The 26,265-nt window shown below is 39.1% G+C and carries 24 protein-coding genes and 1 other annotated feature; of the genes, 21 read left to right on the forward strand and 3 right to left on the reverse strand.

What is annotated here, in order from left to right; translation table 11 throughout:
- The first annotated feature begins 11 nt into the window (after nucleotides 1-11).
- The 7 genes from argB (at nucleotide 12) to clpB (ending at nucleotide 10,219) form a co-directional block, all read left to right on the forward strand.
- On the forward strand, nucleotides 12-782 hold the full coding sequence (argB, locus tag MKX82_RS04530; RefSeq protein ID WP_233316696.1) for an acetylglutamate kinase: 771 nt from the start codon (nucleotides 12-14) through the stop codon (nucleotides 780-782).
- Nucleotides 783-1,940, forward strand: coding sequence for an acetylornithine transaminase (locus MKX82_RS04535; RefSeq protein ID WP_233316697.1), 1,158 nt, complete (start codon nucleotides 783-785; stop codon nucleotides 1,938-1,940).
- Between the two features lie 79 nt (nucleotides 1,941-2,019).
- A complete protein-coding gene (locus MKX82_RS04540; protein ID WP_233316698.1) occupies nucleotides 2,020-3,099 on the forward strand; it encodes a carbamoyl phosphate synthase small subunit in 1,080 nt (359 codons plus the stop codon).
- Complete coding sequence (locus MKX82_RS04545) at nucleotides 3,092-6,202, forward strand: carbamoyl phosphate synthase large subunit (protein ID WP_233316699.1); 3,111 nt, start codon at nucleotides 3,092-3,094, stop codon at nucleotides 6,200-6,202. The genes MKX82_RS04540 and MKX82_RS04545 overlap by 8 nt, the downstream gene beginning before the upstream one ends.
- Complete coding sequence (gene argF, locus MKX82_RS04550; protein ID WP_341075282.1) at nucleotides 6,199-7,146, forward strand: ornithine carbamoyltransferase; 948 nt, start codon at nucleotides 6,199-6,201, stop codon at nucleotides 7,144-7,146. The genes MKX82_RS04545 and argF overlap by 4 nt, the downstream gene beginning before the upstream one ends.
- Nucleotides 7,147-7,323: 177 nt before the next feature.
- A complete protein-coding gene (locus MKX82_RS04555; RefSeq protein WP_127735956.1) occupies nucleotides 7,324-7,503 on the forward strand; it encodes a YjzC family protein in 180 nt (59 codons plus the stop codon).
- Between the two features lie 118 nt (nucleotides 7,504-7,621).
- Nucleotides 7,622-10,219 carry an ATP-dependent chaperone ClpB gene (gene clpB / locus MKX82_RS04560; protein ID WP_233316701.1) on the forward strand — a complete coding sequence of 866 codons (2,598 nt, stop codon included), beginning with the start codon at nucleotides 7,622-7,624 and terminating at the stop codon, nucleotides 10,217-10,219.
- A gap of 50 nt (nucleotides 10,220-10,269) precedes the next feature.
- On the opposite strand, the gene MKX82_RS04565 is transcribed toward clpB, so the two are convergent.
- Nucleotides 10,270-10,464, reverse strand: coding sequence for a YjzD family protein (locus MKX82_RS04565; protein ID WP_233316702.1), 195 nt, complete (start codon nucleotides 10,462-10,464; stop codon nucleotides 10,270-10,272).
- A gap of 220 nt (nucleotides 10,465-10,684) precedes the next feature.
- On the opposite strand from MKX82_RS04565, the gene MKX82_RS04570 reads away from it, so the two are divergent.
- The 3 genes from MKX82_RS04570 to MKX82_RS04580 all read left to right on the forward strand — a co-directional run bounded on the left by MKX82_RS04570 (nucleotide 10,685) and on the right by MKX82_RS04580 (nucleotide 13,349).
- On the forward strand, nucleotides 10,685-11,425 hold the full coding sequence (locus tag MKX82_RS04570; protein ID WP_233316703.1) for a hydrolase: 741 nt from the start codon (nucleotides 10,685-10,687) through the stop codon (nucleotides 11,423-11,425).
- Between the two features lie 143 nt (nucleotides 11,426-11,568).
- Nucleotides 11,569-12,339 carry a hypothetical protein gene (locus tag MKX82_RS04575; RefSeq protein WP_237940939.1) on the forward strand — a complete coding sequence of 257 codons (771 nt, stop codon included), beginning with the start codon at nucleotides 11,569-11,571 and terminating at the stop codon, nucleotides 12,337-12,339.
- A gap of 44 nt (nucleotides 12,340-12,383) precedes the next feature.
- Nucleotides 12,384-13,349: a BMP family ABC transporter substrate-binding protein gene (locus tag MKX82_RS04580; protein WP_237940941.1), complete on the forward strand. Its 966-nt coding sequence runs from the start codon at nucleotides 12,384-12,386 to the stop codon at nucleotides 13,347-13,349.
- A 75-nt stretch (nucleotides 13,350-13,424) separates the two neighbouring features.
- On the opposite strand, the gene MKX82_RS04585 is transcribed toward MKX82_RS04580, so the two are convergent.
- On the reverse strand, nucleotides 13,425-13,790 hold the full coding sequence (locus MKX82_RS04585; RefSeq protein WP_233316706.1) for a hypothetical protein: 366 nt from the start codon (nucleotides 13,788-13,790) through the stop codon (nucleotides 13,425-13,427).
- 254 nt (nucleotides 13,791-14,044) lie between these two features.
- Here MKX82_RS04585 and MKX82_RS04590 point away from each other — a divergent pair, with 254 nt between their 5' ends.
- From MKX82_RS04590 to MKX82_RS04640, 11 genes are all read left to right on the forward strand, one after another.
- Nucleotides 14,045-14,983, forward strand: coding sequence for a beta-ketoacyl-ACP synthase III (locus MKX82_RS04590; RefSeq protein ID WP_341075290.1), 939 nt, complete (start codon nucleotides 14,045-14,047; stop codon nucleotides 14,981-14,983).
- 53 nt (nucleotides 14,984-15,036) lie between these two features.
- Nucleotides 15,037-16,275 (forward strand): beta-ketoacyl-ACP synthase II, encoded by a 1,239-nt coding sequence (fabF, locus tag MKX82_RS04595; RefSeq protein WP_233316708.1) that lies wholly within the window; start codon nucleotides 15,037-15,039, stop codon nucleotides 16,273-16,275.
- A 258-nt stretch (nucleotides 16,276-16,533) separates the two neighbouring features.
- Nucleotides 16,534-16,956, forward strand: a complete 423-nt coding sequence (locus MKX82_RS04600) for a Fur family transcriptional regulator (RefSeq protein ID WP_233316709.1) — start codon at nucleotides 16,534-16,536, stop codon at nucleotides 16,954-16,956.
- Nucleotides 16,943-17,074: a hypothetical protein gene (locus tag MKX82_RS04605; protein WP_341075295.1), complete on the forward strand. Its 132-nt coding sequence runs from the start codon at nucleotides 16,943-16,945 to the stop codon at nucleotides 17,072-17,074. The genes MKX82_RS04600 and MKX82_RS04605 overlap by 14 nt, the downstream gene beginning before the upstream one ends.
- 143 nt (nucleotides 17,075-17,217) lie before the next feature.
- Entirely contained in the window at nucleotides 17,218-17,967 is a 750-nt protein-coding gene (locus MKX82_RS04610) for a DUF2268 domain-containing protein (RefSeq protein WP_237940943.1), read from the forward strand.
- 171 nt (nucleotides 17,968-18,138) lie between these two features.
- Nucleotides 18,139-19,164, forward strand: coding sequence for an ABC transporter ATP-binding protein (locus MKX82_RS04615; RefSeq protein WP_233316711.1), 1,026 nt, complete (start codon nucleotides 18,139-18,141; stop codon nucleotides 19,162-19,164).
- Nucleotides 19,164-20,153: an ABC transporter ATP-binding protein gene (locus tag MKX82_RS04620; RefSeq protein WP_233316712.1), complete on the forward strand. Its 990-nt coding sequence runs from the start codon at nucleotides 19,164-19,166 to the stop codon at nucleotides 20,151-20,153. The genes MKX82_RS04615 and MKX82_RS04620 overlap by 1 nt, the downstream gene beginning before the upstream one ends.
- A gap of 25 nt (nucleotides 20,154-20,178) precedes the next feature.
- Entirely contained in the window at nucleotides 20,179-21,876 is a 1,698-nt protein-coding gene (gene opp4A / locus MKX82_RS04625) for an oligopeptide ABC transporter substrate-binding protein (protein ID WP_233316713.1), read from the forward strand.
- A 39-nt stretch (nucleotides 21,877-21,915) separates the two neighbouring features.
- Nucleotides 21,916-22,881 carry an oligopeptide ABC transporter permease gene (gene opp4B / locus MKX82_RS04630; RefSeq protein ID WP_233316714.1) on the forward strand — a complete coding sequence of 322 codons (966 nt, stop codon included), beginning with the start codon at nucleotides 21,916-21,918 and terminating at the stop codon, nucleotides 22,879-22,881.
- Between the two features lie 12 nt (nucleotides 22,882-22,893).
- Complete coding sequence (gene opp4C, locus MKX82_RS04635; RefSeq protein WP_237940946.1) at nucleotides 22,894-23,808, forward strand: oligopeptide ABC transporter permease; 915 nt, start codon at nucleotides 22,894-22,896, stop codon at nucleotides 23,806-23,808.
- A 279-nt stretch (nucleotides 23,809-24,087) separates the two neighbouring features.
- A complete protein-coding gene (locus MKX82_RS04640; RefSeq protein WP_233316716.1) occupies nucleotides 24,088-24,837 on the forward strand; it encodes a YjbA family protein in 750 nt (249 codons plus the stop codon).
- A gap of 65 nt (nucleotides 24,838-24,902) precedes the next feature.
- On the opposite strand, the gene trpS is transcribed toward MKX82_RS04640, so the two are convergent.
- Nucleotides 24,903-25,892: a tryptophan--tRNA ligase gene (trpS, locus tag MKX82_RS04645; RefSeq protein ID WP_237940948.1), complete on the reverse strand. Its 990-nt coding sequence runs from the start codon at nucleotides 25,890-25,892 to the stop codon at nucleotides 24,903-24,905.
- Nucleotides 25,893-26,004: 112 nt separating this feature from the next.
- Nucleotides 26,005-26,222 (reverse strand) — a binding site (T-box leader).
- Between the last annotated feature and the right edge of the window lie 43 nt (nucleotides 26,223-26,265).

Consider the following 26,265-nt stretch of genomic DNA (forward strand, 5'->3'; position numbering starts at 1 on the left):
GTGTGCACGTGATGAAGACAATACTTATTAAATGTGGAGGAAGCGTCATTGATCAGCTTTCCGAAGGATTCTTCACCAGCATAAAAAAACTGCAACAAGATGGCTTTCACATTATATTTGTCCACGGCGGCGGCCCTGACATCAATGAAATGCTTGATTTATTATCTGTAAAAGCCGAATTTCATAATGGGCTGCGAAAAACAACAAAAGAGGCCCTTGCAGTTGTGGAGATGGTCCTTTCTGGAAAAACCAACAGGAAACTGGTCGATTTATTAAGGAAGAATAATCTTTATGCAGTCGGCTTAAACGGAACGGATGACAACTGTCTTACAGCAAGTATTATCGATGAAGAAAATCTTGGGTTTGTTGGCAATGTGGAGGAAGTAAACAATAAGCTAATCTTAAGACTGTTAGAAGAAGGCTATATTCCAGTTGTGACTCCCCTTGGAATTACAGCAGAAGGCATTAAGCTGAACATTAATGCAGATTATGCTGCTTCAGCTGTTGCTAAAAGCTTAAAGGTTGAGCAATGTCTTTTTGTAACAGACGTAGACGGCATTATCATTGATGGAGATATTGCCAGTTTAATAGGAAAAGAAGAAGTGCTGCAGTATATTGAACAAGGGCAGATTACAGGAGGTATGGTCCCGAAAGTTACTTCCGCGTTAGCTGCTATTGACAGTGGCTTAAACAGTGCCATGATCGTATCAGGAAAAAAAGAATTTTATGCAGATGAGAGATGGAACGGAACAAAAATTGTAGCGAAAGCGGAGGTTATGTAAATGAGTCATTTATTTCCTACTTATTCTAAATGGGAAATTGAGCCAGCATCAGCTAAAGGAAGCTATATGTACAGTACAGAAGGTAAGAAATATTTGGATCTTACTGCAGGTATCGGTGTTTGCAATCTCGGCCATTGCCATGAAGAGGTAAAGGCAGCAGTTGAAGCACAACTGGAAAAATTCTGGCATGTTTCTAATCTTTTCCCGGTAGAAATACAGGAAAAAGCAGCCGAAGCATTGGCGAAAGCAAGTTCAATGGATGCAGTATTCTTTGCCAACAGTGGTGCAGAAGCAAATGAAGCAGCAATCAAGCTTGCAAGAAAAGCTACCGGCAAAACAAAAATTATCACATTTGAGCAGTCCTTCCACGGCAGAACCTTTGCAGCAATGTCGGCAACAGGGCAAGAGAAAATTAAGCATGGCTTTGGTCCAATGCTTGAAACGTTCGTATATGTGCCATTTAACGATATAGATGCATTAAAAGCTGTGCTGACAGATGAAGTTGCGGCAGTCATGCTTGAGATTGTTCAAGGTGAAGGCGGCATTCATGTAGCTAGTCAAGAATTTCTGCAAGAAGCAGAAGCGCTAGCAAAAAGCAAAGGTGCATTGTTAATCATAGATGAGATTCAAACAGGAATCGGCAGAACAGGAAAACCATTTGCATTTCAGCATTTTTCCTTAAATCCCGATATCATCACATCGGCTAAAGGGTTAGCAAATGGCCTTCCAGTCGGAGCAATTGCAGCGAAACAAGAATTAGTAGAATTTTTTGGACCTGGAAGTCATGGCACTACATTTGGAGGCAATCCTCTGGCAATGGCAGCAGCGACAAAAACAATGGAGATTATTTTTGAAGAAAGCTTTCTGCAAGAAGTAGAGCAAAAAAGCGAATTTCTTATTAGCCTGTTAACAGAAAATCTGAAGGAAAATACAGCGGTAAAGGATATCCGCGGATTAGGTTTGATGATAGGAATTGAACTTGAAGTACCTGTAGCCAATGTGCTTAGTGACTTAAGAGAATCGGGCTTGATTGTTCTGAATGCAGGAGAAAAGGTAATACGACTTTTACCAAGCTTGAATATAACTACAGAACAGTTAAAGGAAGCAGTAGAAATATTAGCAAGCAAACTAAAAATTTACAGCAATATTGCAATTTAAGATGTATTTTTTTGCAGTGTGATGTATAATTATAAGAAATTTAAAATAAATATACAAGACTTATAGAGGTGTGCTAAAGATGGAAGGATACTTGCATTTAAGCAATGGAGCGAAATATAAAGGAAAATTCGTTACAAACGCAATGGAAGAAATTTGTGGAGAAATCGTCTTCTTTACAGGAATGACAGGATATCAGGAGGTTTTAACAGATCCTTCTTATAAAGATCAAATCATCGTCTTTACGTATCCGCTTATAGGAAACTATGGCATTAACAAAGAAGATTTTGAGAGTAAAAAGCCGCATGTTAAAGGTGTAATCGTTTATGAAGCAAACAAGCAGGCTTATCATTATCAGTCACAACATTCACTTGCTGAATATTTGGAAAAATGGGATATTCCTTTGCTGAGCCATGTTGATACAAGATCAATCGTGAAGAACATCCGTACGGAAGGCTCCATGCCTGCCATTCTTTCAGGAAACGGGGAAGTTGATAAAGCAGGCTTCTCATTAATAAAGGATTCGAAGGTACCGAAAGTGTCAGAAAAGGCACAGCAAACATACAGCGAAGGCGACTACCATATCGTGCTGGTCGATTTCGGCAAAAAGGAAAGCATGCTCGATGCCCTTGTGGAGAGAGGCTGTAAGGTAACCGTCGTACCTTATGACACAGCATTTGAAGCAGTTAAGAAACTGCAGCCAGATGGAATTTTGTTGTCAAACGGACCTGGAGATCCCAAAGAGCTAACGAGTGTATTGCCGACTATAAAACAGTTAATTCAAGCTTATCCTACATTAGGAATTTGCCTTGGTCACCAGCTGGCAGCATTAGCTCTTGGCGGTGACACAACAAAGCTGTCATTCGGACACAGAGGGGCAAATCATCCTGTTTATGATAAGCGAAATAACAAAGTGATTATGTCCTCACAAAACCACAGCTATGTGGTGGAAGAAGGCAGTCTAGCAAACACTGGCTGTGAGGCAAGATTCTTTAACTTGCATGATAATTCTGTCGAAGGTATGACACATAATGTGTATCCTTTGCAGACAGTGCAGTTCCATCCGGAAGCAAATCCTGGACCTTCAGAGGGCCATTATATATTTGATGAATTTATAGAAAATGTTAAAGCAAACAATGGGAGAGTTTTTGCATATGCCTAAAGACAACAGTATTAAAAAAATATTAGTAATTGGTTCAGGCCCTATTGTTATTGGGCAAGCGGCAGAGTTTGATTATGCTGGCACACAAGCATGCATGGCATTAAAGGAGGAGGGCTACCAGGTCATCCTTGTCAATAATAATCCAGCGACCATCATGACAGATCAAACCTTTGCAGATTCGATTTATTTCGAACCGCTTACTCCAGATGTATTGGAAATGATTATTGCAAAGGAACAGCCTGATGGCTTGCTTGCAACATTAGGCGGGCAAACAGGTTTAAATCTTGCCTTCCAATTAAGTGAACAAGGAATCCTTGAAAAATACGATGTTAAGCTGTTAGGAAGCTCGATCGAATCCATTAAAAAGGGAGAGGATCGTGAAGCATTCCGCCAGCTCATGTATGAATTGAATGAACCAGTTCCAGAAAGCAAAATCGTTCATTTAGTAGAAGAAGCAATTGAGTTTGCGGAAGAAATTGGATTCCCCATTATCGTACGCCCTGCTTACACTTTAGGAGGAACAGGCGGCGGAATTGCTGACGATATGGAGGAGTTTAAAAGACTTGTCAGCGGCGGTCTTAAAGAAAGTGCCATCGGCCAATGTCTAGTGGAAAGAAGCATTGCTGGCTTTAAGGAAGTCGAATATGAGGTAATGCGTGACAGCATGAATACATGTATCACGATTTGTAATATGGAAAATATTGACCCAGTCGGTATCCATACAGGTGACAGTATCGTTGTTGCCCCTTCACAGACATTGACGGATGTAGAATACCAAATGCTTCGCTCTGCTTCTATTAAAATTATTTCTGCCTTAGGAATTATCGGCGGCTGCAATATTCAGTTTGCTCTTGATCCGAACAGCAAGAAATATTATTTGATCGAAGTCAATCCACGGGTCAGCAGATCGTCAGCACTTGCTTCAAAGGCGACAGGGTACCCGATTGCCAGAATGGCAGCGAAATTGGCGGTTGGTTATACACTTAATGAAATCGTGAACCCAGTTACAGGAGATACGTTTGCGAGCTTTGAACCAGCTCTTGATTATGCAGTTGTTAAATTTCCAAAATGGCCATTTGATAAGTTCCCAAGTGTTACTAGAAAGCTGGGAACACAGATGAAGGCAACTGGAGAAGTAATGGGAATTGACCGCAATATTGAAAGAGCGCTGTTAAAAGCAATTCGATCTTTGGAAATTAAAGGGAATGATTTGACTGTTCCCGGAATAGCTGCTGCAAGTACAGATGAATTGTATGCAAAGGCTAAAGATCAAACAGATGAAAGATTTTTTGTGTTGTTAGAATTGCTCCGCAGAGGAGAAACGATGGAAGCAATCCATCACTTAACGAAAATCGATTTGTTCTTCCTACAGATTTTCCATGGGCTTGTAAAGATGGAGAAGGCTATTCTGTCCACTTCTCTTGAAGAAGCAGGAGAAGAAGCATTGCAGTTATGGAAAGAAAAAGGATTCAGCGATGCATTCCTTGCAGCAGCATGGCAGTGTACAGAACAGGATGTGCGCAACAAACGCAAAGCTCTCGGTATATTGCCTGTGTATAAAATGGTTGATACATGTGCAGCAGAATTTGAAGCAAAAACGAACTACTACTATTCCACTTATTATGGAGAGAACGAGCAGACAGAAAGCAGCAAGCGTAAAGTGCTTGTTATCGGCAGCGGTCCGATTCGCATCGGTCAAGGGATTGAATTTGATTACTGCTCTGTTCATGGTGTATTTGCTTTAAAGCAGGAAAATATCGAAACCATCATCATCAATAATAATCCAGAAACGGTGAGCACAGACTTTGCGACAGCAGACAGATTGTATTTTGAACCACTGACAATCGAAGATATTATGAATGTCGTAGATTCAGAGGGAATTAAAGAAGCAATCGTTCAGCTTGGCGGACAGACTGCCATAAATGTGGCAAAAGGATTAGAAGAATACGGTGTGAAAATTCTCGGCACAGACAGCAAAACAATTGATGTTTTAGAAGACAGAGATCTGTTTTATCAAATGCTTGATGAAGAAAGCATTCCTCATATCGAAGGAGATATTGCCTTTGACGAAGCAGGCTTGCTAACTGCTGTGAATAAATTGACTTACCCTGTCCTCATTAGACCTTCCTATGTTATCGGTGGAAAAGGGATGGAAAGAATCAATAATGACGATGATTTGAATGCTTATCTGCAAACAGACATTCCTTATCCAGTCCTTGTTGATCAATTCCTAGAGGCGTATGAAGCAGAATTGGATTTGGCAGCAGATGGAGAAAACATATGTGTTCCAGCAATCATGGAGCATATCGAAAAGACAGGTGTCCATTCTGGTGACAGTCTTTCGATGCTACCGGCCCAAACTCTGACAGAGTCTGTACAAGACAAAATGCTGACATATGCGAAAAAGATTGTCGGCAATACAAAATACAAAGGTCTTATGAACATTCAATATATTATTGATGGCGAGAAGGTATATGTATTAGAAGTAAATCCACGTGCAAGCAGAACCGTTCCAATTGTCAGCAAGGTGACAGGTGTCCCATTAGTTCAAATTGCGACAAAAATATTGCTCGGGAAATATAATTTGTCAGAAGAAGAGAAAACCTTCAAGAATGATCTCGACTTTGTCTGCATTAAATACCCAGTTTATTCAAATTATGCTCTCAAAGGACTTGATTCCAAAGTCGGTCCGGAAATGAGATCTACTGGGGAAGGAATTGCTCTTGCAGATTCAATAGCAGAAGGCTTGAAAAAGGTATTCCATCCGACATTGAAAAAAGTCGAGAATAAACAAATTATCATAAAATCTGACAACTTCGACATTGCTATAAAGCAAAAGGCAGAGGCAGTTGGATTAACAGTAAAAACAGCAGAGGAAGCTGGACCGCTGTTGGCTGAAGACCAAACAGTCGCGTTTTATAACCCAGAAAATGGAGCAGATGACAAGCTTCTCCGTGAAACAGCAACAAGAAATCGTCTAATTACATTTACACAACAGGAAAGCTTAGAGGCATTCATTGAGTCCTTTAAAGCAGACTCTATTTCTGTCCAATCTATTAATGAATGGCATAATAAATCGAAAAAGGGTGTGAGCACCGTATGATATTAACGTCACTAACAGACTTGAAGGGCAAAGACTTACTCACATTGGCTGAATACTCTTCAGAGACAATTGTCGAGCTTGTTAATAAAGCGAAGGAATTGAAAGAAGCACATTTAAATGGAGAAATAATCACACCATTAAAAGGAAAAACGCTGGGAATGATTTTTGAAAAGTCCTCAACAAGAACAAGAGTTTCCTTTGAAACTGGAATGTTTCAGCTCGGGGGGCAGGCCCTTTTCTTAAGCTCCCGCGACTTGCAAATTGGAAGAGGAGAACCTATTTCTGATACGGCAAAGGTTTTATCTCAATATGTGGATGCGATTATGATTAGAACATTTGCACATGAAACGGTCGAAGAATTGGCAGAACATGCTACAATCCCTGTCATTAATGGATTAACAGATCTTCATCATCCATGCCAAGCGCTGGCTGATTTGCTGACTATTCTTGAGGTGAAGGGGACTCTGCAAGGGCTGAAGCTAGCTTATATTGGCGATGGAAATAATGTCGCACATTCGCTCATGATTGCTTGCGCAAAAGTTGGAATAGATATCGCTGTAGCAACACCAGCAAATTATGAGCCGAACGAGGAAATTGTTGCTTTAGCAAAAAGCTTTGCAAAGATAAGCGGGAGCGCCGTTTCCATTGTCCAAGATCCAGTGGAAGCAGTGAAAGATGCAGATGCTATCTATGCAGACGTTTGGACCAGCATGGGTCAAGAAGAAGAAAACGAACAAAGACTAAAGGATTTCCAAGGTTTCCAAGTTAATAAAGAGCTCGTCGCACATGCTAAAGCTGATTACATGTTCCTTCACTGCCTGCCTGCACACAGGGAAGAGGAAGTAACAGCTGAAATCATTGACGGACCGAACTCGTACGTATTTCAAGAAGCAGGGAACAGAATGCATGCCCAAAAAGCATTGCTTGTTGAATTATTGAGTTAAGTTTCTAAAGCCTATTTCGATAGGCTTTTTTCTTTATGCTTATTATCTCCACTAAACTAATAATAAATTAGCGTTAATGAAGTTAATAATTTCCGTTATTAGCTTGGAAAAACGGGAAATAATAATAATGCAGTTCATGGAAGACACTGTGGATCTTTAAAGCTTAGGAGGGTTTATATGGGACAAAATAGACAGTTTCGACCAGGGCAGAAAGCCCCGAATAACGGTGTATATATAGAAATCGGTGAAACAGGAAGTAATGTCAATAATCCCCAAAAACTGAAATTGAAAGCTGGAGATCGTTTCCCAGAAACATCGAACCATAACCGCCTTTGGTCATACCAAAGAAGGCCGTAACTAAGCTGGGTTTAATGAATAAAAAATGGCCATCCGATCATTCGGATGGCTTTACATATGGAGAAGAAATACTATAATAAAAGTAAAGGTCAAATATGGTCAAAAGAGGTGCTTTTTTATGAATCCTGAGATGATGACGGAAAGAGTGCAACAAGCTTTTAGTGATGCCCAAGCATTCGCCCTTAAACAGAACCATCAAGAAATAGATGATATTCATCTATTTCTGGCAATTTTAGAGCGTCCCGATAATTTGCTGGATTCTGTATTGCAAAAACTGGATAAAGACACAGAGTTGGTACGGCAGGAGCTTTTGAAGGAAATTGATAAGAAGCCTAAGGTTACACTTAGCGGTAATCAGTCTAGTTCCATTTATATAACCAATACACTACAGCAAGTCCTGCATGAAGCAGAAAAAGAGCAGGAAAAATGGAGTGATGATTATCTTTCAGTCGAGCATATACTGCTCGCTGTCTTTGCTGTCGGAAACTCGGCAGTGCGCAGTCTATTTGATAAAATCGGCATAAACAGCCAACAGGTCAGAATAAAAATTAAAGATATAAGGGGGAGCCAAAGAGTGACTAGTAAAAACCCAGAAGCATCTTATGAGGCCCTTTCCAAATACGGCAGGGATCTTGTAGCAGATGTGAAAGAAGGAAAAGTGGACCCTGTCATTGGCAGAGATAATGAAATTAGGCATGTTATTAGAATTTTATCGAGAAAAACAAAGAATAATCCAGTATTAATCGGAGAGCCTGGCGTCGGCAAAACGGCGATTGTCGAGGGTCTTGCTCAGCGAATTGTCAGAAAGGACGTACCTGAAGGACTGAAAGATAAGACTATTTTCTCGTTAGATATGGGTGCCCTTATCGCTGGAGCAAAATTCAGGGGAGAGTTCGAGGAGCGGCTTAAAGCGGTCCTGCAAGAAGTGAAAAATAGTGAAGGCAGAATCATACTGTTTATTGATGAGCTTCATACAATTGTCGGCGCAGGAAAAACAGATGGAGCAATGGATGCGGGAAACATGCTTAAGCCGATGCTTGCAAGAGGTGAGCTTCATTGCATCGGGGCGACAACCTTAGATGAACATCGACAATATATCGAAAAAGATCCAGCATTAGAGCGAAGATTTCAGCAGGTTTTAGTTGCTGAGCCGACGGTAGAGGATACAGTATCTATTATTAGAGGTCTGAAGGAAAGATTTGAAATACACCATGGTGTTTCTATTCAAGATAGAGCAATTATCGCTGCAGCAACCTTATCAGACCGCTATATAACAGACAGATTCCTTCCGGATAAAGCAATTGATTTAATAGATGAAGCTTGTGCGATGATTAGGACAGAGATAGATTCTATGCCAATTGAAATCGATGAGCTGACAAGAAAAATCATGCAGCTAGAGATTGAAGAAGCTGCCTTAAAAGGGGAAGAAGACCCGCTAAGTAAGGAAAGGCTGCTTGTGATAAACAAGGAAGTCTCCAATTTGCGTGAAAAGGCAAATGCACTTCAGGCTAAATGGCAGCTTGAAAAAGAAGGTCTGTTAAATGTTCAGGCGAAAAAAGAAGAATTAGAAAGAAAACGCAGAGAATTGGAAGAAGCAGAAAATAATTATGACTTAAATAAAGCAGCCGAACTCAGACACGGCAGCATCCCTGCATTAGAGAAAGAATTAGAGCAGCTTGAAAATAAGACCAGCACAAAAAAAGGAGAAAGGCTGCTTAGGGAAGAAGTAACAGAGCAGGAGATATCTGCAATTGTAGCGAGATGGACTGGAATTCCTGTTACTAAGCTTATGGAGAAGGAGAGAGAGAAGCTTCTTCGTCTTGAAAGCATCCTGCATGAAAGAGTGGTAGGGCAAGCCGAGGCTGTTAAGCTTGTCAGTGATGCTGTATTAAGAGCACGAGCAGGCATCAAAGATCCAAATAGGCCGATTGGTTCGTTTTTGTTCCTAGGACCGACAGGTGTCGGCAAAACCGAGCTAGCGAAAGCGTTGGCCTCCAGTTTGTTTGACAGTGAAGAACAAATCATTCGGATTGATATGTCGGAATATATGGAAAAACATGCTGTTTCCCGTTTAATTGGAGCACCTCCAGGGTACGTTGGATACGAAGAAGGCGGACAGCTAACCGAGGCAATCAGAAGAAAGCCTTATAGTGTCGTATTGCTGGATGAAGTGGAAAAAGCCCACCCAGAGGTTTTCAACATCCTGCTCCAAGTGCTTGATGATGGAAGAATCACCGATTCACAAGGAAGGGTAGTTGATTTTAAGAATACGGTCATTATCATGACCTCTAATATTGGCTCCCATCTTCTGCTCGAGGGCAAAGATTCCGATTCCATTCCTGAGCACATCAGAGATGGTGTCATGAATCAATTAAAAGGACATTTTCGCCCTGAATTCTTGAATCGGATTGATGAAATTATTTTATTTAAGCCATTGGCATTAAAGGAAATAAAAGAAATTGTCTTAAAGCTTATCAGTCAATTGCAAAGCAGACTTTCTGACCAGCATATCAGCATAAGCATGACAGACCGTGCCGGTGAATATATTGCAGTAAATGGCTTCGACCCTGTATTTGGAGCAAGGCCGCTCAGACGTTTCCTGCAAAGAACGGTTGAAACAGCATTGGCAAGAGAAATAATCGCAGAGAAGGTCAAGGAAAACGATCACGTTGAAATTGACGCTGCAGAGGATGGCATCTTCCTTACAAGAAAATAAAATAAAAAAGGGTGAAAGCAGCTGCTTTCACCCGATAATTAAGCTAGAGATTAATGCGAACCTTCCTCATGACTCGGTTCATCATTTGGCAATACAGCAGCCAAAAGGAAAATGACAACAGAAAAGACAACTGTTAACACTACTCCCATAGAGAAGCTGTAAGTTATTCCGTTCATAGAACTAATAACATATGTAAGCATTTGCGCTAATAGGAATGTCCAAAAAATCGTTACGATATACCGCATACAATCACCTCACACTTATTTTTAAGGTCTGTTCTAATAGTATCATACAGGGCCAAAATAATAAATCATATATAATCTCCTTTTTTTCTTAAATAACATAAAAAAATCATTTATCGCTTCTGTCATACTTAAAACATGAAATACTTGGGCAAACTCCCTTACATTTTGCTGAAATGGTCATACATTAGTAAAAGGAAAACCTAAAAAGGAGTTTTGAGAGATGGAGAACCGGAACTTCCAACTGGATACCGAATGGAATATGATACATTATCCAACACAGCAGCCTAACGGTTTCGGTATCTTAATTATTGGTGACGACAGACATTTTGTAGATGCAAAGAATAGCTTTTGGGTACAGAATGAAGGGAAGAAATCAATTATTGATTCATTGCGAAATAAAGGATACACCATTTTTTATTCTAATCTCTATGGAAAGAACTGGGGAAGCGAAAGATCATTAATGCTTGCTAAAAGACTGTATGAGCATATGATTCGCTCAGAAATCCTCAACCCGAAAATACATTTAATTGCAGAAGGAATGGGAGCATTGGTTGCGATAAAGCTGATGATGGAAATGAAGGAAAATATCCGTTCAGTCGTCTTGTTCAACCCTATTCTGTCTTTAAGTGAACATCTTGAGAAAGAAAAGGAGCATAAATTTTTCTTTAAAAAGCTTTGTAATGAAATAGCAGCTGCCTATGATAAAAATGCTAAAGTTATCCCTGACTTTATAAAAGAAATAAAAGAAAATCATCTAGAAGAGACAGACACCCCTGCGAAAATCATCCATATACTTCATAACGGCAAATCCTATTACCAATCCCAGCTGCTGAAGGAAAGAATTAGAAAATGGGATCAAGAAGAGCTGCCCATCTTCGTATCCTATGTTTTGCCAGAAAAAAGGAGTGCAATCCCCGGGCAAATTATCCGCTTTTTTGGACAGTATGAAAAAACCCTCTAGCTGTCCCTTTTTTTACGTTAGAGAGGCTGAAGCGATTAGTTTCAGCTTCTTTTATTCTAAGATAGCAGCCCTTTGATGATAATCATGATTGCTCTTATCTCTGCATAAGATACACTAACCTGACTTCAAGGAGGCTTCTTTAGATGGAGAATGCAGTAATTGTCGGTACATACCAATTTATCGGCTTTCACCTTTGCCGCTCTTTATTGGAAGATGGAGAAACTGTTTATGGAGTATCTTATCCAAATCTGCAACTGGAAGATTCCGAAGATAAGCAGCTAGAAATAGGAAGGAATGCCAATTACGAAGAAATAGGCTGGGAAGAGAAATTTAAGGGAAACAGCGGCAAGATTATTTATGATTGTTATGACATACTAAACAGCGATAAAATAATCAGCCAAATAAAAAATGATTTGCATATAGAAAGCAATATTCAGGATTTGACAGATAGAAAGCATGAATTAATCTTTCTAGGTAATGTGCTGGATTTCACTCGGCATGAAGAAGAACTCTTTCCAATGCTGAAAAGTATTGGTATTCCTTTCAGGTTTATCTATTATCCGACCGTGTATGGACCATGGCAGCCAAAAGAGTTTTTATTTGTTCAATTATTAGAAGACTGTAATGATATAGAATTAAGCGAGCTGGAGTATAAGGAAGATGCTATTTTTATAGATGATGCAGCAGCTGCAACGAAAAAGCTGATGATGGAAACAAGCACAGCCTGTCTTTTCTTGACGAGCGGCATCAAAAATCATTGGATGCACGGTAAAAAAGCAATAAAAGAGTTTCCGGTAAAAATTCCGCGCTATCAGATTCCTTCCTGCTTACAGTCGTATACAGTTGATAATAAAAACAATATTGCAGATAACTTGGAAATGCAAAGAAGACATATTAAGATGTATAAGTGGTAGTGTAGTAGTTTATATGAAAAATTGCGTGAAAGAAAGGCGTTCAAATGAAAAAAATGAAGCTAATGCTGTCCCTTTTCATCCTGCTGAGCACCTTTTTTCTTGCCTCCTGCGGACAAGCCGAAAAAAAGGGGCAATTGAAAAGTGTAGGATTGCTTGTGACTGGAACGGTTACAGACCAAGTCTGGGGCACGAAAGGATATAAGGGGCTGTTAAATATACAATCACATTATAATGTGGATGTTTATTATAAGGAGTATATCGATTCCCTTGCCCTTGCAGAAAGAGCGATCGAGGAATTCGATCAAAAAGGGGTAAATCTCATCTTTGGGCATGGCAGTGAGTTTGCGGATTATTTTAATATTTTGTCTGAAAAATATCCTGACATCCATTTTATCAGCTTTAATGGCAGCGCTAAAAATGATAATACAACTAGCGCCTCGTTTGAAGGCTATGCGATGGGCTTTTTCGGAGGAATGGTCGCAGGCCATATGACAAAGACCAATACAATCTCTGTTATTGGAGCCTTTGACTGGCAGCCTGAGATACAAGGATTTATAGACGGAGCTAAGTATGAGAATAAAAATGTGGAGGTTCTGACTGATTTTGTACAGGGGTGGGATAATCGTGAACAGGCACTGAAGCTGCTCGATTCGGCGATTGCCAAAGATGCTGATATTATTTATCCTGCAGGTGACGGATTTAATATCGATATCATCGAACAAGTAAAGGCGAAGGGCCTTTATGCAATTGGTTATGTTTCTGAACAATCTGATCTTGGCAGAATGACTGTTTTAACAAGCACCGTGCAAAATGTATCAAAAATGTTTGATATACTTGCTGGCAAATTTAACGAAGGCAAGCTCGTATCAGGCGATATATCTTACGGAATGAAGGAAAATGTCATCACATTAGGAAAGTTCAGCCCTAATATTGATGCGGCATTTATCCAAAAAATCAATAAGGAAATGAAGCAATATAAAGAGACAGGCAAATTTCCTAATAACCAATGATAAAAAGCTTGCATTTTGCTCTTTGTGGAGGAGGAGATGCAAGCTTTTTCTCTCCAGCAGGAGCTGCACTAAAGGTTAGTCCATCCATTTTTTTAACATTGGCTTAACTTTGTTAATCAGCGGCTTTAGCTCATTAGCAGAACTCATAAATAGCTCAATATTACTAAAAACTAAGTTCATATCTATTTCGTCCAAAAAGTTCATCACTTTGTTATTATCTTCTGGTTGCTGCGAATCCTCCTCGCGCTGTCTGCCATGCTGACCTAAAATCCAGGAATCTCCTTTCGTTCTTTCCCTTCTTTCCCTTCTTTCATATAAAGCATCATCATGCTGTTTTTTACGATAAACCTTTCTGCCAAGCATGAAGTCATAATAGTAATCTTCCTCTGCTTTCACGCTGTCATCCTGTTCATCGACGGCATTTTGAATATCCTCATCCAACGCAGTTCCCCCCTTTATTCCAGGCAATATTAGTTCTTTATGTTTATCTTATGAATAAATTTAAGAAGTTGTTTAGACAGGCGCTTATAAAGTGAAAAAAAGTTGCATACTATATGAGAAATTTGATAAAATTAGTACCAAGTCATAATAATTGATAATAATATATAGAATACGATTGCGTCGAAAAATGCCTTTCATTTTTCAATTTACAAGCAAATAAAGTATAATCGGACATATTAAAGGAGCTGACAGCTTTGAGTACAGGAATTATTGGCCTTGGCCGTGCATTGCCTGAAAGAATCTTGACAAATTTTGATTTGGAAAAAATGGTGGACACGAATGATGAATGGATTCGTACACGTACAGGCATTGAGGAGAGAAGAATTGCAGATGATAATACAAATACATCTGACATAGCATATGAAGCTGCAAAAAAGGCAATTGAGAATGCTAACATCAGCCCTGAGGATATTGACATGATTGTTGTGGCAACAGTCACACCAGATCAGCCGTTTCCGACAGTTGCCTGCATGCTTCAAGAACGCCTTGGCTGTATTAAAGCTGCAGCAATGGATTTAAGTGCAGCATGCGCAGGTTTTATGTATGGAATGGTTACAGCTAAACAGTTCATCGATAATGGAGCTTATAAATACGTTCTTGTTGTTGGTGTGGAAAAGCTGTCAAAAATCACGAATTGGGATGACCGCAATACAGCTGTGCTCTTTGGCGATGGCGGCGGAGCTGTCGTATTGGGAGAGGTTTCAGAAGGACGAGGAATTCTTTCCTTTGAGCTAGGTGCAGACGGCTCTGGCGGTAAGCATCTTTTCCAAGATGAAGAAGACTTTATCCAAATGAACGGCAGAGAAGTATTTAAATTTGCTGTTCGTCAAATGGGTGAAAGCAGTGAAAATGTATTGGTAAAAGCAGGCCTTTCTAAAGAGGATGTTGACTTGCTGATTCCGCATCAAGCGAATATTCGCATTATGGAAGCATCCAGACAGCGTTTGAATCTTCCTGAAGAGAAGATGTCAAAAACAGTTCATAAGTATGGAAATACAAGTGCAGCTTCGATTCCAATCTCACTTGTGGAAGAGTATGAGGCAGGCAAGCTTAAGGACGATGACGTCATCGTTATGGTAGGCTTCGGCGGCGGCTTGACATGGGGCGCAATCGCTCTGCGCTGGGGCAGATAATTAAAAAATTTTAACACTTAGAGTGTATGAATAAATCAAAGGAGATTACAATCATGAGTAATAGAAGAGTAGTCGTTACAGGTATTGGTGCAGTAACGCCGGTTGGTAATGATGCTGAAAAAACATGGGAAAATATCGTGAATGGAGTTTCTGGCATTGGGCCGCTTACGAGAATAAATGCAGATGAATATCCTGCAAAAGTAGCAGCACAAATCAATGACTTTAACGCAGAAGATTTCATGGATAAGAAGGATGCAAGAAAGATGGATCGCTTTACTCAATATGCTCTTGCTGCTTCTTTAATGGCTGTGAAGGATGCAGACTTGCAAATTACCGAAGAAAACTCAGCACGCATTGGTGTTTGGATCGGTTCAGGAATCGGCGGTATGGAAACATTCGAAAATCAATACGAAATTTTCCAAAAGAGAGGCTATAAACGTGTTAGTCCGTTCTTCGTGCCAATGCTTATTCCAGACATGGCAACAGGACAGGTTTCTATCACGCTTGGTGCAAGAGGGGTTAACTCATGTACAGTAACTGCTTGTGCAACAGGAACAAACTCAATCGGCGATGCCTTCAAAGTTATTCAGCGCGGTGATGCTGATGCAATGATTACAGGCGGAGCAGAAGCGCCAATTACAAAAATGTCAGTTGCAGGTTTCTGTGCGAACACAGCACTTTCCACAAACCCAGACCCAAAAACAGCGAGCAGACCGTTTGATGCAAACCGTGACGGATTTGTTATCGGTGAGGGTGCAGGTATTCTAGTGCTGGAAGAATTAGAGTATGCACTTGCAAGAGGAGCAAAAATCTACGCAGAAATCGTTGGTTACGGCTCAACTGGTGATGCATATCATATCACTTCTCCAGCTCCTGGCGGAGAAGGCGGTGCACGTGCGATGAAAATGGCAATCAATGATGCAGGCTTACAGCCAGAAGAAGTATCATACTTGAATGCACATGGAACAAGCACAGCATATAACGATAAGTTTGAGACAATGGCTATTAAAGAAGTCTTCGGAGACTATGCTTATAAATTGCCAGTCAGCTCAACTAAATCAATGACAGGACACTTGTTAGGGGCTGCAGGCGGAGTTGAAGCGATCTTCAGCATTCTTTCCATTAAAGACAGCGTAATTCCTCCAACAATCAACTATGAAACACCAGATGCTGATTGTGATTTAGACTATGTAGTAAACAAGCATAGAAAACAAGAAGTTAACGTGGCAATGAGCAACTCATTAGGCTTTGGTGGACATAACGCAACAATTATCTTTAAGAAATATCAATAATAATAAACCAGGCTAGCCTTTAATAGGTTAGCCTGTTTTTAATTTACGTTAATAATAATTATTATAAATTAAAATTGACTATAATTAAAAAATGTATATAATTAAATATAGAGTATAAAAAGTTTTTGCGGATAATAACAATTATGAAAATCTTTATTTCTAGAACTAAGTAAGCGCTTGCTTAAGAAGTTAGCACTTTTCTCATTATGACAGACTGATTATCAATTTAACATCGCTTGTTTAGCAAAGGAGGATAATATGTTAAGTATCGAAAAAGCAATACAGGCATTAAAGGAGAAAAATATTCGCTTAACACCTCAAAGACATGAACTAATAAATATTCTTTCCAAAGGAAATAAACATTGGACAGTAGAGGAGTTATATCAGCTGTTAAATGAGTCCATGCCATCTGTAAGTATTACAACAGTTTATAATAATATAAAGTTATTTTGTGAGATAGGTTTAGTAAAAGAAATTCAGTTTGGAGAATCATTAAGCAAGTATGAATGGAAACAAGAAGACCACTATCATATCGTCTGCAGTAAATGTGGAGAAATGGTAGATGTATGGTACCCAGCTTTAAAGGAGGTAGAAGTATTTGCCCAATCCATATCGAAATTCAACATTAGCTCCCATAACCTCCAGTTCTACGGGACATGCAGCAGCTGTGAACAGAAATAAACAATCTGGGCAGCAGGTTTGTCCTGTATGTAAACAGCCAATCCAAAGATTAAAGCATTCCATCCTTTGCGGCTGCGGATTCAAAATGATCGTAGATAAACGAAAAAAAAGCATTTGAATTAAAACTCTGCACAAAAGATGTGCAGAGTTTTTGTTTTCATTAACTGGTCTTATGAATGAACACCATATGATTTGTCAGAACATAAACTATAACGTTATATTCTCAGTCTGTAGAGGGAAAGGGGGAAATGATTTGGGGTAGTGAACACAAGAGAGTGGCTCGATGAAAAATTTTATAAACCAGTTGCGATTTGCAGTGAGCTTAAAGGCGCCTTCGAAGGAGAGCCGTCAAGACAGGTATATCAGCATCTTGCCAATTTTGGGATGTATAAGCCTTCAAGAAAAACAAAAGAAATATATGATTCACTTGTTAAAGAAGATGTATGGGCGAAGTGTGAACGAATTTACTTAAAATACAAAAGCTTATGGAAAGGTCCTGATATTCCTATTTATATTTTTCCTTTTAATCAATCTTCCAGAAGAAGTGACAAGAAATCAGGGCTGTCATTTCCTGATATGCTATTCCTCTTTATTGGAGATATAGAAGATGAAAAAGAGCTGGAAGCCTTAATAATTCATGAATATCATCATGTTTGCCGAATACACTATCAAAAAAAGGATGTCGATGAATACACCCTTCTGGACTCAATAATTATGGAAGGGCTGGCAGAGCATGCTGTTAAAAACCACTGTGGAGAGAAGTATAATGCAGATTGGTGCCGTAAATATAAAGAGGATGAATTAGAGGGCTTCTGGGAAAAGCATCTGCAAGAGAATTTGGATATTAATAAAAGCGAATATTTGCATGATGCTTTGCTGTTTGGTCTAGGAAGCTTTCCAGATATGCTGGGCTACTGCTACGGATTTTATATGATTACTAAATTTAAAAAACAAAAAAGTTTTTCTGAAAAAGCATATTTTGTTTTGAAAAGCGAAGAATTTTTAAAGTAAATACAGCATAAAAATAGAGAGAAACCTTTATACTATAGGGTTTCTCTTTTTCTACACAATTTAGACTTATGCTAATATTTAAAAAAATATTGCAATTCAAATAAATCTGTAATAGTATTTTAACAAATAGATTTTAATGTAATAAAAGTCACAATATGTCAGAGGTGTAAAATGAACGGTAATGCTTCCACATCAAATGATAGTTATTTGCTGGAGGTTAAAAACTTAGAAACCTCCTTCTCTATCGACGGAAAGCTGTATAACGCTGTCGATAATGTATCCTTCCAAGTGAAGCCGCGCCAAATTGTCGGAATTGTTGGAGAATCTGGGTGTGGGAAATCAGTCCTTAGCCTGTCTATTATGAAGCTTCTTCCTAAAGGAGCAGGAGTTATCCGCTCAGGTGAAATTATCTTTGATGGAGTCCATCTTGAAACAATGGGAGATAAAGAGATAAACAGTATTAGAGGCAGTGACATTTCCATGATATTTCAAGAACCAATGACCTCATTAAACCCTGTTTTCACAATAGGCTTTCAATTAATGGAGGTATTGTTAAATCACCACGATATCACCAAGAAACAAGCAAGACAAAAGAGTATCGAATTGTTGAAAAGCGTAGGTATATCAAGGCCGGAAAAACTGGTAGATGAATATCCGCATCAGCTTTCAGGCGGGATGCGCCAAAGGGTGATGATTGCGATTGCCATCGCCTGCCAGCCGAAGCTTTTGATTGCTGACGAGCCAACAACCGCACTTGACGTAACTGTTCAAGCTCAAATCCTTGATCTCATGAAAGAAATTCAAGCAGAGAACGATATGTCTGTCATTCTAATCACCCATGATTTAGGTGTAGTTGCGGAAATGTGTGATGAAGTAATCGTCATGTATGCAGGCAAAATCGTCGAGAAGACAGACGTTGATACACTGTTCTACGAACCGAAACACCCCTACACAAAACTGCTTTTGGAGGCTATCCCAAAAATGGACGAGGAAGTCGAGCTGTTGAGCTCCATCAGCGGAATAGTTCCATCCTTAAAAAATATGCCCGAAGCCGGCTGCCGATTCGCAGATCGCTGTCCGATGGCAATGCCCGAATGTAAATACATAACACCGATTCTTGCAAGCACTGAAGATGGACATGAAGTTTCCTGCCTTCTCTATGATCAAAGCAAACCGAAGGAAGGAGTGAACGCATAATGACAGCAGAAACTATTAAGGATAAAGATATTTTATTGGAAGTTAAAAATCTTAAAACCTATTTTCCAATAAAATCCGGTTTTTTTGGCAAAACAGTAGACCATGTAAAAGCAGTAGATGGAATTACCTTTGATATAAAACAGGGAGAAACGTTTGGACTCGTAGGAGAATCAGGCTGTGGAAAATCTACAACAGGAAGAACAATACTTCGATTTTTAAGTCCCTATGCAGGAGATATATTCTTTGGAGATAAAGATATTACAAAATTAAGAGGAAAACAGCTTCGTGATATTAGGAAAGATTTGCAAATGGTGTTCCAAGATCCTTATGCCTCGCTTAACCCTATGCAAATGGTTGGGGATATCATTGCAGAACCTATAAATAATTACTTTAGAAATAAACCGAAGGAAGAAACACAAGCAGAAGTAATGGATTTATTGAATAAAGTCGGCTTGCCAACGGATGCTTATTACAAATATGCACATGAGTTTTCTGGAGGACAAAGACAAAGAATAGGCATCGCCAGAGCACTGGCCCTGAAGCCTAAATTAATTATCGCAGATGAGCCGGTTTCTGCATTGGACGTGTCCGTACAGTCCCAGGTTCTTAATCTGCTAAAGCAATTACAAAAAGAATTTGATTTAACTTTTTTATTTATCGCTCATGATTTAAGTGTAGTAAAACATATGAGCGATCAAATTGGAGTCATGTATTTAGGGAATTTAGTGGAGGTTGCCAATAAAGAAGGCATGTACGAAGAGCCATTACATCCCTATACGAAAGCCTTAATCTCAGCTATACCGGAACCTGACCCTAGAAAGAAAAAGAAAAGAATTATATTAGATGGAGATGTTCCTAGTCCTATAAATCCGCCGACAGGCTGCCCGTTTCATCCGAGATGTCCTGCAGCAATGTCAGAATGCAGCAAAGTAAAGCCTGTATTAAAGGAGGTGAAACCATTACATAAAGTAGCTTGCCATCTATATTAAAAAAGCTTTAAGGGGGAGAAACACAATGAAAAAGAAATGGCTGACACTAACTGCTTTAATGTTAATTCTATCTGCCTTTTTGGCTGCTTGCAGTGGTAATGGAGAGAAAACATCAACGAGCGATGGCTCAAGTTCAACAGGAGAACCACAGGATGGAGGAACGCTGGTTTATTCACTAGATTCCGCTCCAGAGGGTTTGTTTAACTGGTCGTTTTACGGTAATGCAACAGATGCGGAAGTTCTTGATTTCTTTGATGAAAGCTTAATCAGCTATGATGAGAACCTTAAACCGCAACCAAATATTGCTTCTTGGAAAACAGAGGATAACAAAGTTTATACATTTACCTTTAAAGAGGGAGTTAAATGGCATAATGGCGAAGAGCTTACTGTTAATGACTGGGTTTTTGCTTTAGAAACAATTGCAAATAAAGATTATGATGGACCACGATATACAAGTGTGCAAACAATTGAGGGAGCTCCTGCCTATCATGACGGCTCTGCGGACAGCATTTCAGGAATCAAAGTAATTGATGATTACAACATCGAGATTACGTTTGATAAAGCAAGAGTAAACAACTTAGAAAACGTGTGGACATATGCAATGCCAGCGAAGGAGTTTGAAGGAATTGCTGTTAAAGACATGGCAAGTTCAGAGCAAGTAAGAACAAAACCTGTTGGGTTAGGACCGTTTAAAGTGAAAAATATTGTTCCAGGCGAATCAGTTGAATTTGAAAGATTTGATGACTATTTCAATGGCAAGCCTCACTTGGATGGTATTGTCCTGAAAGTAATCGATCCTTCTTTAACAATTGGTGAATTGCAAAATAATACTTTAGATATGACAGCATTCCATCCGAGCATTAAGGCGGATATCGAGGCATTGGATAATGTGAATATTGAACAATATCCAGGGTTGTCTTACTACTATATTGGCTTTAGATTAGGAACTTGGGATGGCAGCAAAAACGTGATGAATGATCCTAAATATCAAGATTTAAAACTTCGTCAAGCAATGTATTATGCGATGAATAGAGATGAATGGAATGAAGCATTCTTCTATGGCGTAGGAAAGACCGTTAATACACCAGTTCCATCAAATCACTGGATTTCAGCAGACAACAGTGAATTGGAGCAATATAAATATGATCCGGAAAAAGCAAAGTCCTTGCTTGATGAAGCTGGATATAAAGATGTAGATGGCGATGGTTTCAGAGAAGATCCAAATGGAGAGCCTTTCACAGTTAAGTTTTCTCATTACGCAACAAATAACCCAACATTTGAAACTCGTGCGCAAGCAATTGTTCAGTATTGGGAAGAGGTTGGTTTAAAAACAGAACTTAGTATGACAGATGTTAACCTATACTATGATCAAATTGAAAAAGCTGATAAGTCCATTGAAGTATTCTTTGGCGGCTGGTCTACTGGAACAGACCCTGATCCATCAGGATTGTGGAGATCAGATGCTCTATGGAATTACTCAAGATGGGTAAGTGAAAAGAGCGATAAATTATTGGATGACGCTTTAGACGTTAGCATTGTCGGTACTGACCAAGAGAAGCGTAAAGAGCTTTATGTGGAATGGCAGAAGCAATTTATGGAAGAATTACCGGCACTTCCAGTTGCAGAGCTAGATGAAATAATGGCGCTTAATAAGCGTGTTCAAGGTGTAACATTTGATGTTTCTGGCATGAACAGACCGAACGAATGGTGGATTCAGCAATAACTAGAATAATAGATTTTAACATAAGGAGAAGAGAGTTACATGTTGAAATATACATTGCGAAGAATATTAGGCATGATACCAATGTTGCTCCTTACTTCTGTTGTGGTATTCTCCCTGGCGAAATTAATGCCAGGGGATTCCCTCAGTGGAGAAATTGATCCTAATAACACAGACCCTCAGTACATAGCTGAAATGAGAGAAAAACTCGGATACAATGATCCAGAATATGTTCAATATTTTCGCTGGGTAACAGATTTTATTAAAGGTGATTTTGGTATATCAACCCGCTATAAAATAGATGTAGCCGATCTCATTACTGAACGGCTCCCTAATACAATTTTCTTGGGAATCACTGCTCTAATTATTACGTATATCCTTGCCTTTACTTTCGGGATGATTTCTGGAAGAAAACCTTATACAATTCGGGACAACCTGATTGCAGGTATAAACTATATAGGTCTGGCAATTCCTTCGTTTGTAGCTGGAGTCATTACTATATATATTTTTGCATTTAAGTTAAACTGGTTCCCTTCGAACGGTTCTGTAGGAATTGGTCTGATGAAAGGATCGTTTGAATATTACATCAGTAAGCTGCATCATGTTTTCTTGCCGGCAATTGTCCTTGGTGCATTAGCAACAGCGAGCTATACACAATTTCTTAGAAATGACATCATTGAAAACAGCAGGAAGGATTTTGTGAGAACAGCTAGAGCCAAAGGAACGCATGAAAATAAGATTTATAATGTGCATATATTACGGAATTCAATGATACCACTAGTTACCTTTTTAGGATTTGATATCGCTGCATTAATAGGCGGTGCTGTAATAACCGAAACAATTTTCACTTATCCTGGTATTGGTCAATTAATGATCCAATCGGTAGGAACAAGAGATTATCCTGTTTTGTTAACATTATTAATGCTATTTTCGTTTTTAACATTGTTGGGCAACCTCATAGCTGATATTTTATATGGCGTTGTAGATCCAAGGATAAGGGTAAGTTAGGAGGAAAGGGAAATGGAAGTAATTACTCCGAAAAATAATAATAACTTAAGCGTAGACATTAAAACGAAAAGCCTTTCTCCATGGGCATTAGCCAGAAGTAAATTCATCAAGAATAAGATTGCAATGGTAAGCCTGCTATTCCTTATCCTTGTAACAATTCTTTCTTTTTTAGCTCCGTATATCACAACAATTGACATAACTAAGGTAAATATAGGGCAAATGTCTTTGGAGCCTTCAGGTGACCATTGGCTTGGTACTGATAAAAGCGGAAGAGATGTGTTTACTCGCTTATTATATGGAGGAAGGATTTCCTTGCTTGTAGGCATATGCTGTACTGTAGCTGTCGTTTTCTTAGGCACATTAGTCGGTTCGATTGCTGGTTATTATGGTGGCAGAATTGATAGTTTGTTAATGCGTTTTACTGATTTTATCATGGTTTTTCCGTTTTTAGTGTTTGTCATCGTGCTCAATGCCATTCTTCAAGGTATTGTTTCAGGCTTATGGGTATTAATCATTGTGATAAGTCTGTTGAGCTGGGGTGGAGTAGCAAGGATTGTGCGCAGTAAAATTCTCTCTGAGAAGGAAAACGAATATATATTAGCTGCCATTTCCATTGGCGGTAAACCGAGTAAAGTCATTATTAAGCATTTGCTGCCGAATGTAATGTCTACCATTATTGTGCAGGCTTCTATCCTATTTGCAAGCATGATTGTTGTAGAATCAGGTTTAAGCTATTTAGGGTTTGGTGTACCTCAAGAGGTGCCAAGCTGGGGAAATATGCTGTCTTCTGCAAATGAACCAGATGTGCTCCAAAATAAACCGTGGATTTGGCTACCGCCAGCCATTATGATTACATTGACTATCCTATCCATTAACTTCATAGGCGAAGGCCTAAAAGATGCCTTCAACCCAAAATCCAAACGTTAATGATTAACAGGTTTACTGTACAATTAGAAAAGGCTATAGATATAAAGGTAATAAGTCTTTCTTACATAGAAAGGCTTTTTTGCTTTTTAAATCTATGGAGAGTTTGTACATATATAAGAGAAATGTATCATAATAATAAACATACTATGAATGGGCGAGTGCAAAGATTACATGCTTTCTAGAAAAGAAACTTATAAGAACAATGACAAAACAGGAATAAATTTACTGCTCGATGCCCATACTGATTGACAAACAGTTGTTGAAGCGAGGGATAATAATATGCAATATCTTCATGATGTTTGGGTTAATTGGTTTGAAGGAGAAGAAAACGGTTATAATGTTTGCCATTTCCACGAATGGAGAAAAGAAGATGGGGTGGAGCTGCTTGATCAGGTGCCGCTCGTAAAGATTGATTCGGTGTTGTTTAACTACATAGAAAATGATTTAGCAGAGCTTCCGAGGCAGCTGCTTGAAGAAATTTACCAAAAAGCTTATCTTCGAAAAAACCATGAAAGAATCCAATTGGATTATTGCTTTGTTGTTTCAGATGGAATAGGGATTTTGGTTGTTGATACACTTGGTTATTCCATTCCGATTAGAAAAAGCAGGATGATACCTAGGCAGGAACAGCTGGCATATGAGTTACTTGAAAGCCAAGAGACTATAAACTACAACTTTCAAACAGACAACGAAGAAAATAAGGAGTTTCATATCCTGTCGCCTGAGCCGCAAATGATGTACGGGCTGACTAGAAAAGAGCGTCAGCTTAAGCAATTGTTGTTCATGGCACTCGATCAGCTGCATTCCTCTGAAAATGTTGCAGAAGTGAGATATTGGTATACAGAATGGAGCCCAGAGAAGTATTTTGATATTCAAAGCCTTGAATTTGAGGATGCTTGGAGTGAGCTGTTTGACTGCACGAAATTTGGCTGGTCGCCAAAGCATGAGACGTTTTGTGAAAACATCATAAAAGGACAGCCCTTTTTTGAGAAGCTTTGGGAATTAGAACATGGACCAAAGGTAAATTAAATAACTGCTTTCTTCTATTATAAGACATAAAAACAGGCTGATAGCTATCTATCAGCCTGTTTTTATTATCTGCGCTTGCGGCCTAAGCCCATAGCGTTTTCCATTTTTTTAACCATTTTGTTTGCTGCTTTATTCGCTTTTTCCGCACCTAAATCTAAAATCTCGTCAAGCTCAGGGGAGTTCATTAATTCATTGTATTTCTCTTGAATTGGACGAAGTGTATCAACAACTACTTCTGCAAGATCTGCTTTAAAGTCGCCGTAGCCTTTGCCTTCATACATTTCCTCCAAGCTTGCAATTGATTTCCCTGAAAGAATAGAGTAAATAGACAACAGGTTGGAAACTCCCGGTTTATTTTCAATATCAAACTTCACGATGCCTTCTGAATCTGTAACAGCACTCTTGATCTTTTTGACAATGGCTGACGGCTCATCTAATAGAGTGATTGTTGCCTTTTTATTAGGATCAGATTTGCTCATTTTTTTCGTCGGTTCTTGCAGTGACATGATTCTTGCGCCGACTTTAGGGATACGAACTTCTGGTATTGTCAGAATGTCGTTATATTTCTTGTTGAATCTTTCAGCAAGATCTCGTGTCAGCTCTAAATGCTGCTTTTGGTCTTCTCCGACTGGAACTAAATCTGTGCTGTACAGCAGAATGTCTGTTGCCATCAATGGCGGGTATGTGAGAAGTGCTGCAGAGACACCTTCTTTGCCAGCTGATTTATCTTTAAATTGCGTCATGCGCTCTAATTCCCCTATATAGGAAATACATTGCATCATCCAAGCACCTTGAGCATGGGCAGGCACTTCTGATTGGATGAATAATGTAGCCTTTTCAGGGTTAATACCGACAGCAAGATACAATGCAGCAAGGCTGCGGATATTGTTTCTTAATACAAGGCGGTCTTGCGGAACTGTGATCGCATGCTGATCAACAATGCAGAAATAGCAGTTATAATCATCCTGTAGCTCCACAAACTGACTTAGTGCGCCAATATAATTTCCTAAAGTAATTGTTCCGCTCGGCTGGATGCCGGAAAAGATTGTTTTCATTTGTTTTTCCTCCATTTGCTGTTTGTACTATATAAAGGTTGGACATAGAAACGTCTTTTTAAGCCTGCAAGGAATTTTTTGCACAAAAAAAGACCACACGTCCCTATACGAACATAGGGACGAATGGTCCGCGGTGCCACCCTAATTGCTTAAAACAAGCCACTTTATCCTTGGTAACGAAAGGAAGTCGCTGAAATGTAATATGCAAGAAGTAGCAGTTCTATTTCAGTGCTCAAAAGTCCATTCCTTATAACTGGCTGTTTGTTTTCACCAGACACAAACTCTCTTTTAAACCATTATATAAGTACTACTCTTTATCAAAGCATAAATGTATTAACTATATATGTATAAATTAAACTAAAAACAAGGAAAA

This window comes from Niallia sp. FSL R7-0271 (assembly GCF_038005785.1).
Lineage (GTDB): Bacteria > Bacillota > Bacilli > Bacillales > Cytobacillaceae > Niallia.

What these genes read in the sequence shown, in the direction of transcription:
- argF (WP_341075282.1), top strand. Translation starts at nt 6,199, where the DNA reads ATGATATTAACGTCACTAACAGACTTGAAGGGCAAAGACTTACTCACA.
- MKX82_RS04570 (WP_233316703.1), top strand. Translation starts at nt 10,685, where the DNA reads ATGGAGAACCGGAACTTCCAACTGGATACCGAATGGAATATGATACAT.
- MKX82_RS04540 (WP_233316698.1), top strand. Translation starts at nt 2,020, where the DNA reads ATGGAAGGATACTTGCATTTAAGCAATGGAGCGAAATATAAAGGAAAA.
- MKX82_RS04565 (WP_233316702.1), bottom strand. Translation starts at nt 10,464, where the DNA reads ATGCGGTATATCGTAACGATTTTTTGGACATTCCTATTAGCGCAAATG.
- fabF (WP_233316708.1), top strand. Translation starts at nt 15,037, where the DNA reads ATGAGTAATAGAAGAGTAGTCGTTACAGGTATTGGTGCAGTAACGCCG.
- opp4C (WP_237940946.1), top strand. Translation starts at nt 22,894, where the DNA reads ATGGAAGTAATTACTCCGAAAAATAATAATAACTTAAGCGTAGACATT.
- clpB (WP_233316701.1), top strand. Translation starts at nt 7,622, where the DNA reads ATGAATCCTGAGATGATGACGGAAAGAGTGCAACAAGCTTTTAGTGAT.
- MKX82_RS04555 (WP_127735956.1), top strand. Translation starts at nt 7,324, where the DNA reads ATGGGACAAAATAGACAGTTTCGACCAGGGCAGAAAGCCCCGAATAAC.
- MKX82_RS04640 (WP_233316716.1), top strand. Translation starts at nt 24,088, where the DNA reads ATGCAATATCTTCATGATGTTTGGGTTAATTGGTTTGAAGGAGAAGAA.
- argB (WP_233316696.1), top strand. Translation starts at nt 12, where the DNA reads ATGAAGACAATACTTATTAAATGTGGAGGAAGCGTCATTGATCAGCTT.
- MKX82_RS04615 (WP_233316711.1), top strand. Translation starts at nt 18,139, where the DNA reads ATGAACGGTAATGCTTCCACATCAAATGATAGTTATTTGCTGGAGGTT.
- MKX82_RS04600 (WP_233316709.1), top strand. Translation starts at nt 16,534, where the DNA reads ATGTTAAGTATCGAAAAAGCAATACAGGCATTAAAGGAGAAAAATATT.
- MKX82_RS04580 (WP_237940941.1), top strand. Translation starts at nt 12,384, where the DNA reads ATGAAAAAAATGAAGCTAATGCTGTCCCTTTTCATCCTGCTGAGCACC.
- trpS (WP_237940948.1), bottom strand. Translation starts at nt 25,892, where the DNA reads ATGAAAACAATCTTTTCCGGCATCCAGCCGAGCGGAACAATTACTTTA.
- MKX82_RS04535 (WP_233316697.1), top strand. Translation starts at nt 783, where the DNA reads ATGAGTCATTTATTTCCTACTTATTCTAAATGGGAAATTGAGCCAGCA.
- opp4B (WP_233316714.1), top strand. Translation starts at nt 21,916, where the DNA reads ATGTTGAAATATACATTGCGAAGAATATTAGGCATGATACCAATGTTG.
- MKX82_RS04545 (WP_233316699.1), top strand. Translation starts at nt 3,092, where the DNA reads ATGCCTAAAGACAACAGTATTAAAAAAATATTAGTAATTGGTTCAGGC.
- opp4A (WP_233316713.1), top strand. Translation starts at nt 20,179, where the DNA reads ATGAAAAAGAAATGGCTGACACTAACTGCTTTAATGTTAATTCTATCT.
- MKX82_RS04575 (WP_237940939.1), top strand. Translation starts at nt 11,569, where the DNA reads ATGGAGAATGCAGTAATTGTCGGTACATACCAATTTATCGGCTTTCAC.
- MKX82_RS04620 (WP_233316712.1), top strand. Translation starts at nt 19,164, where the DNA reads ATGACAGCAGAAACTATTAAGGATAAAGATATTTTATTGGAAGTTAAA.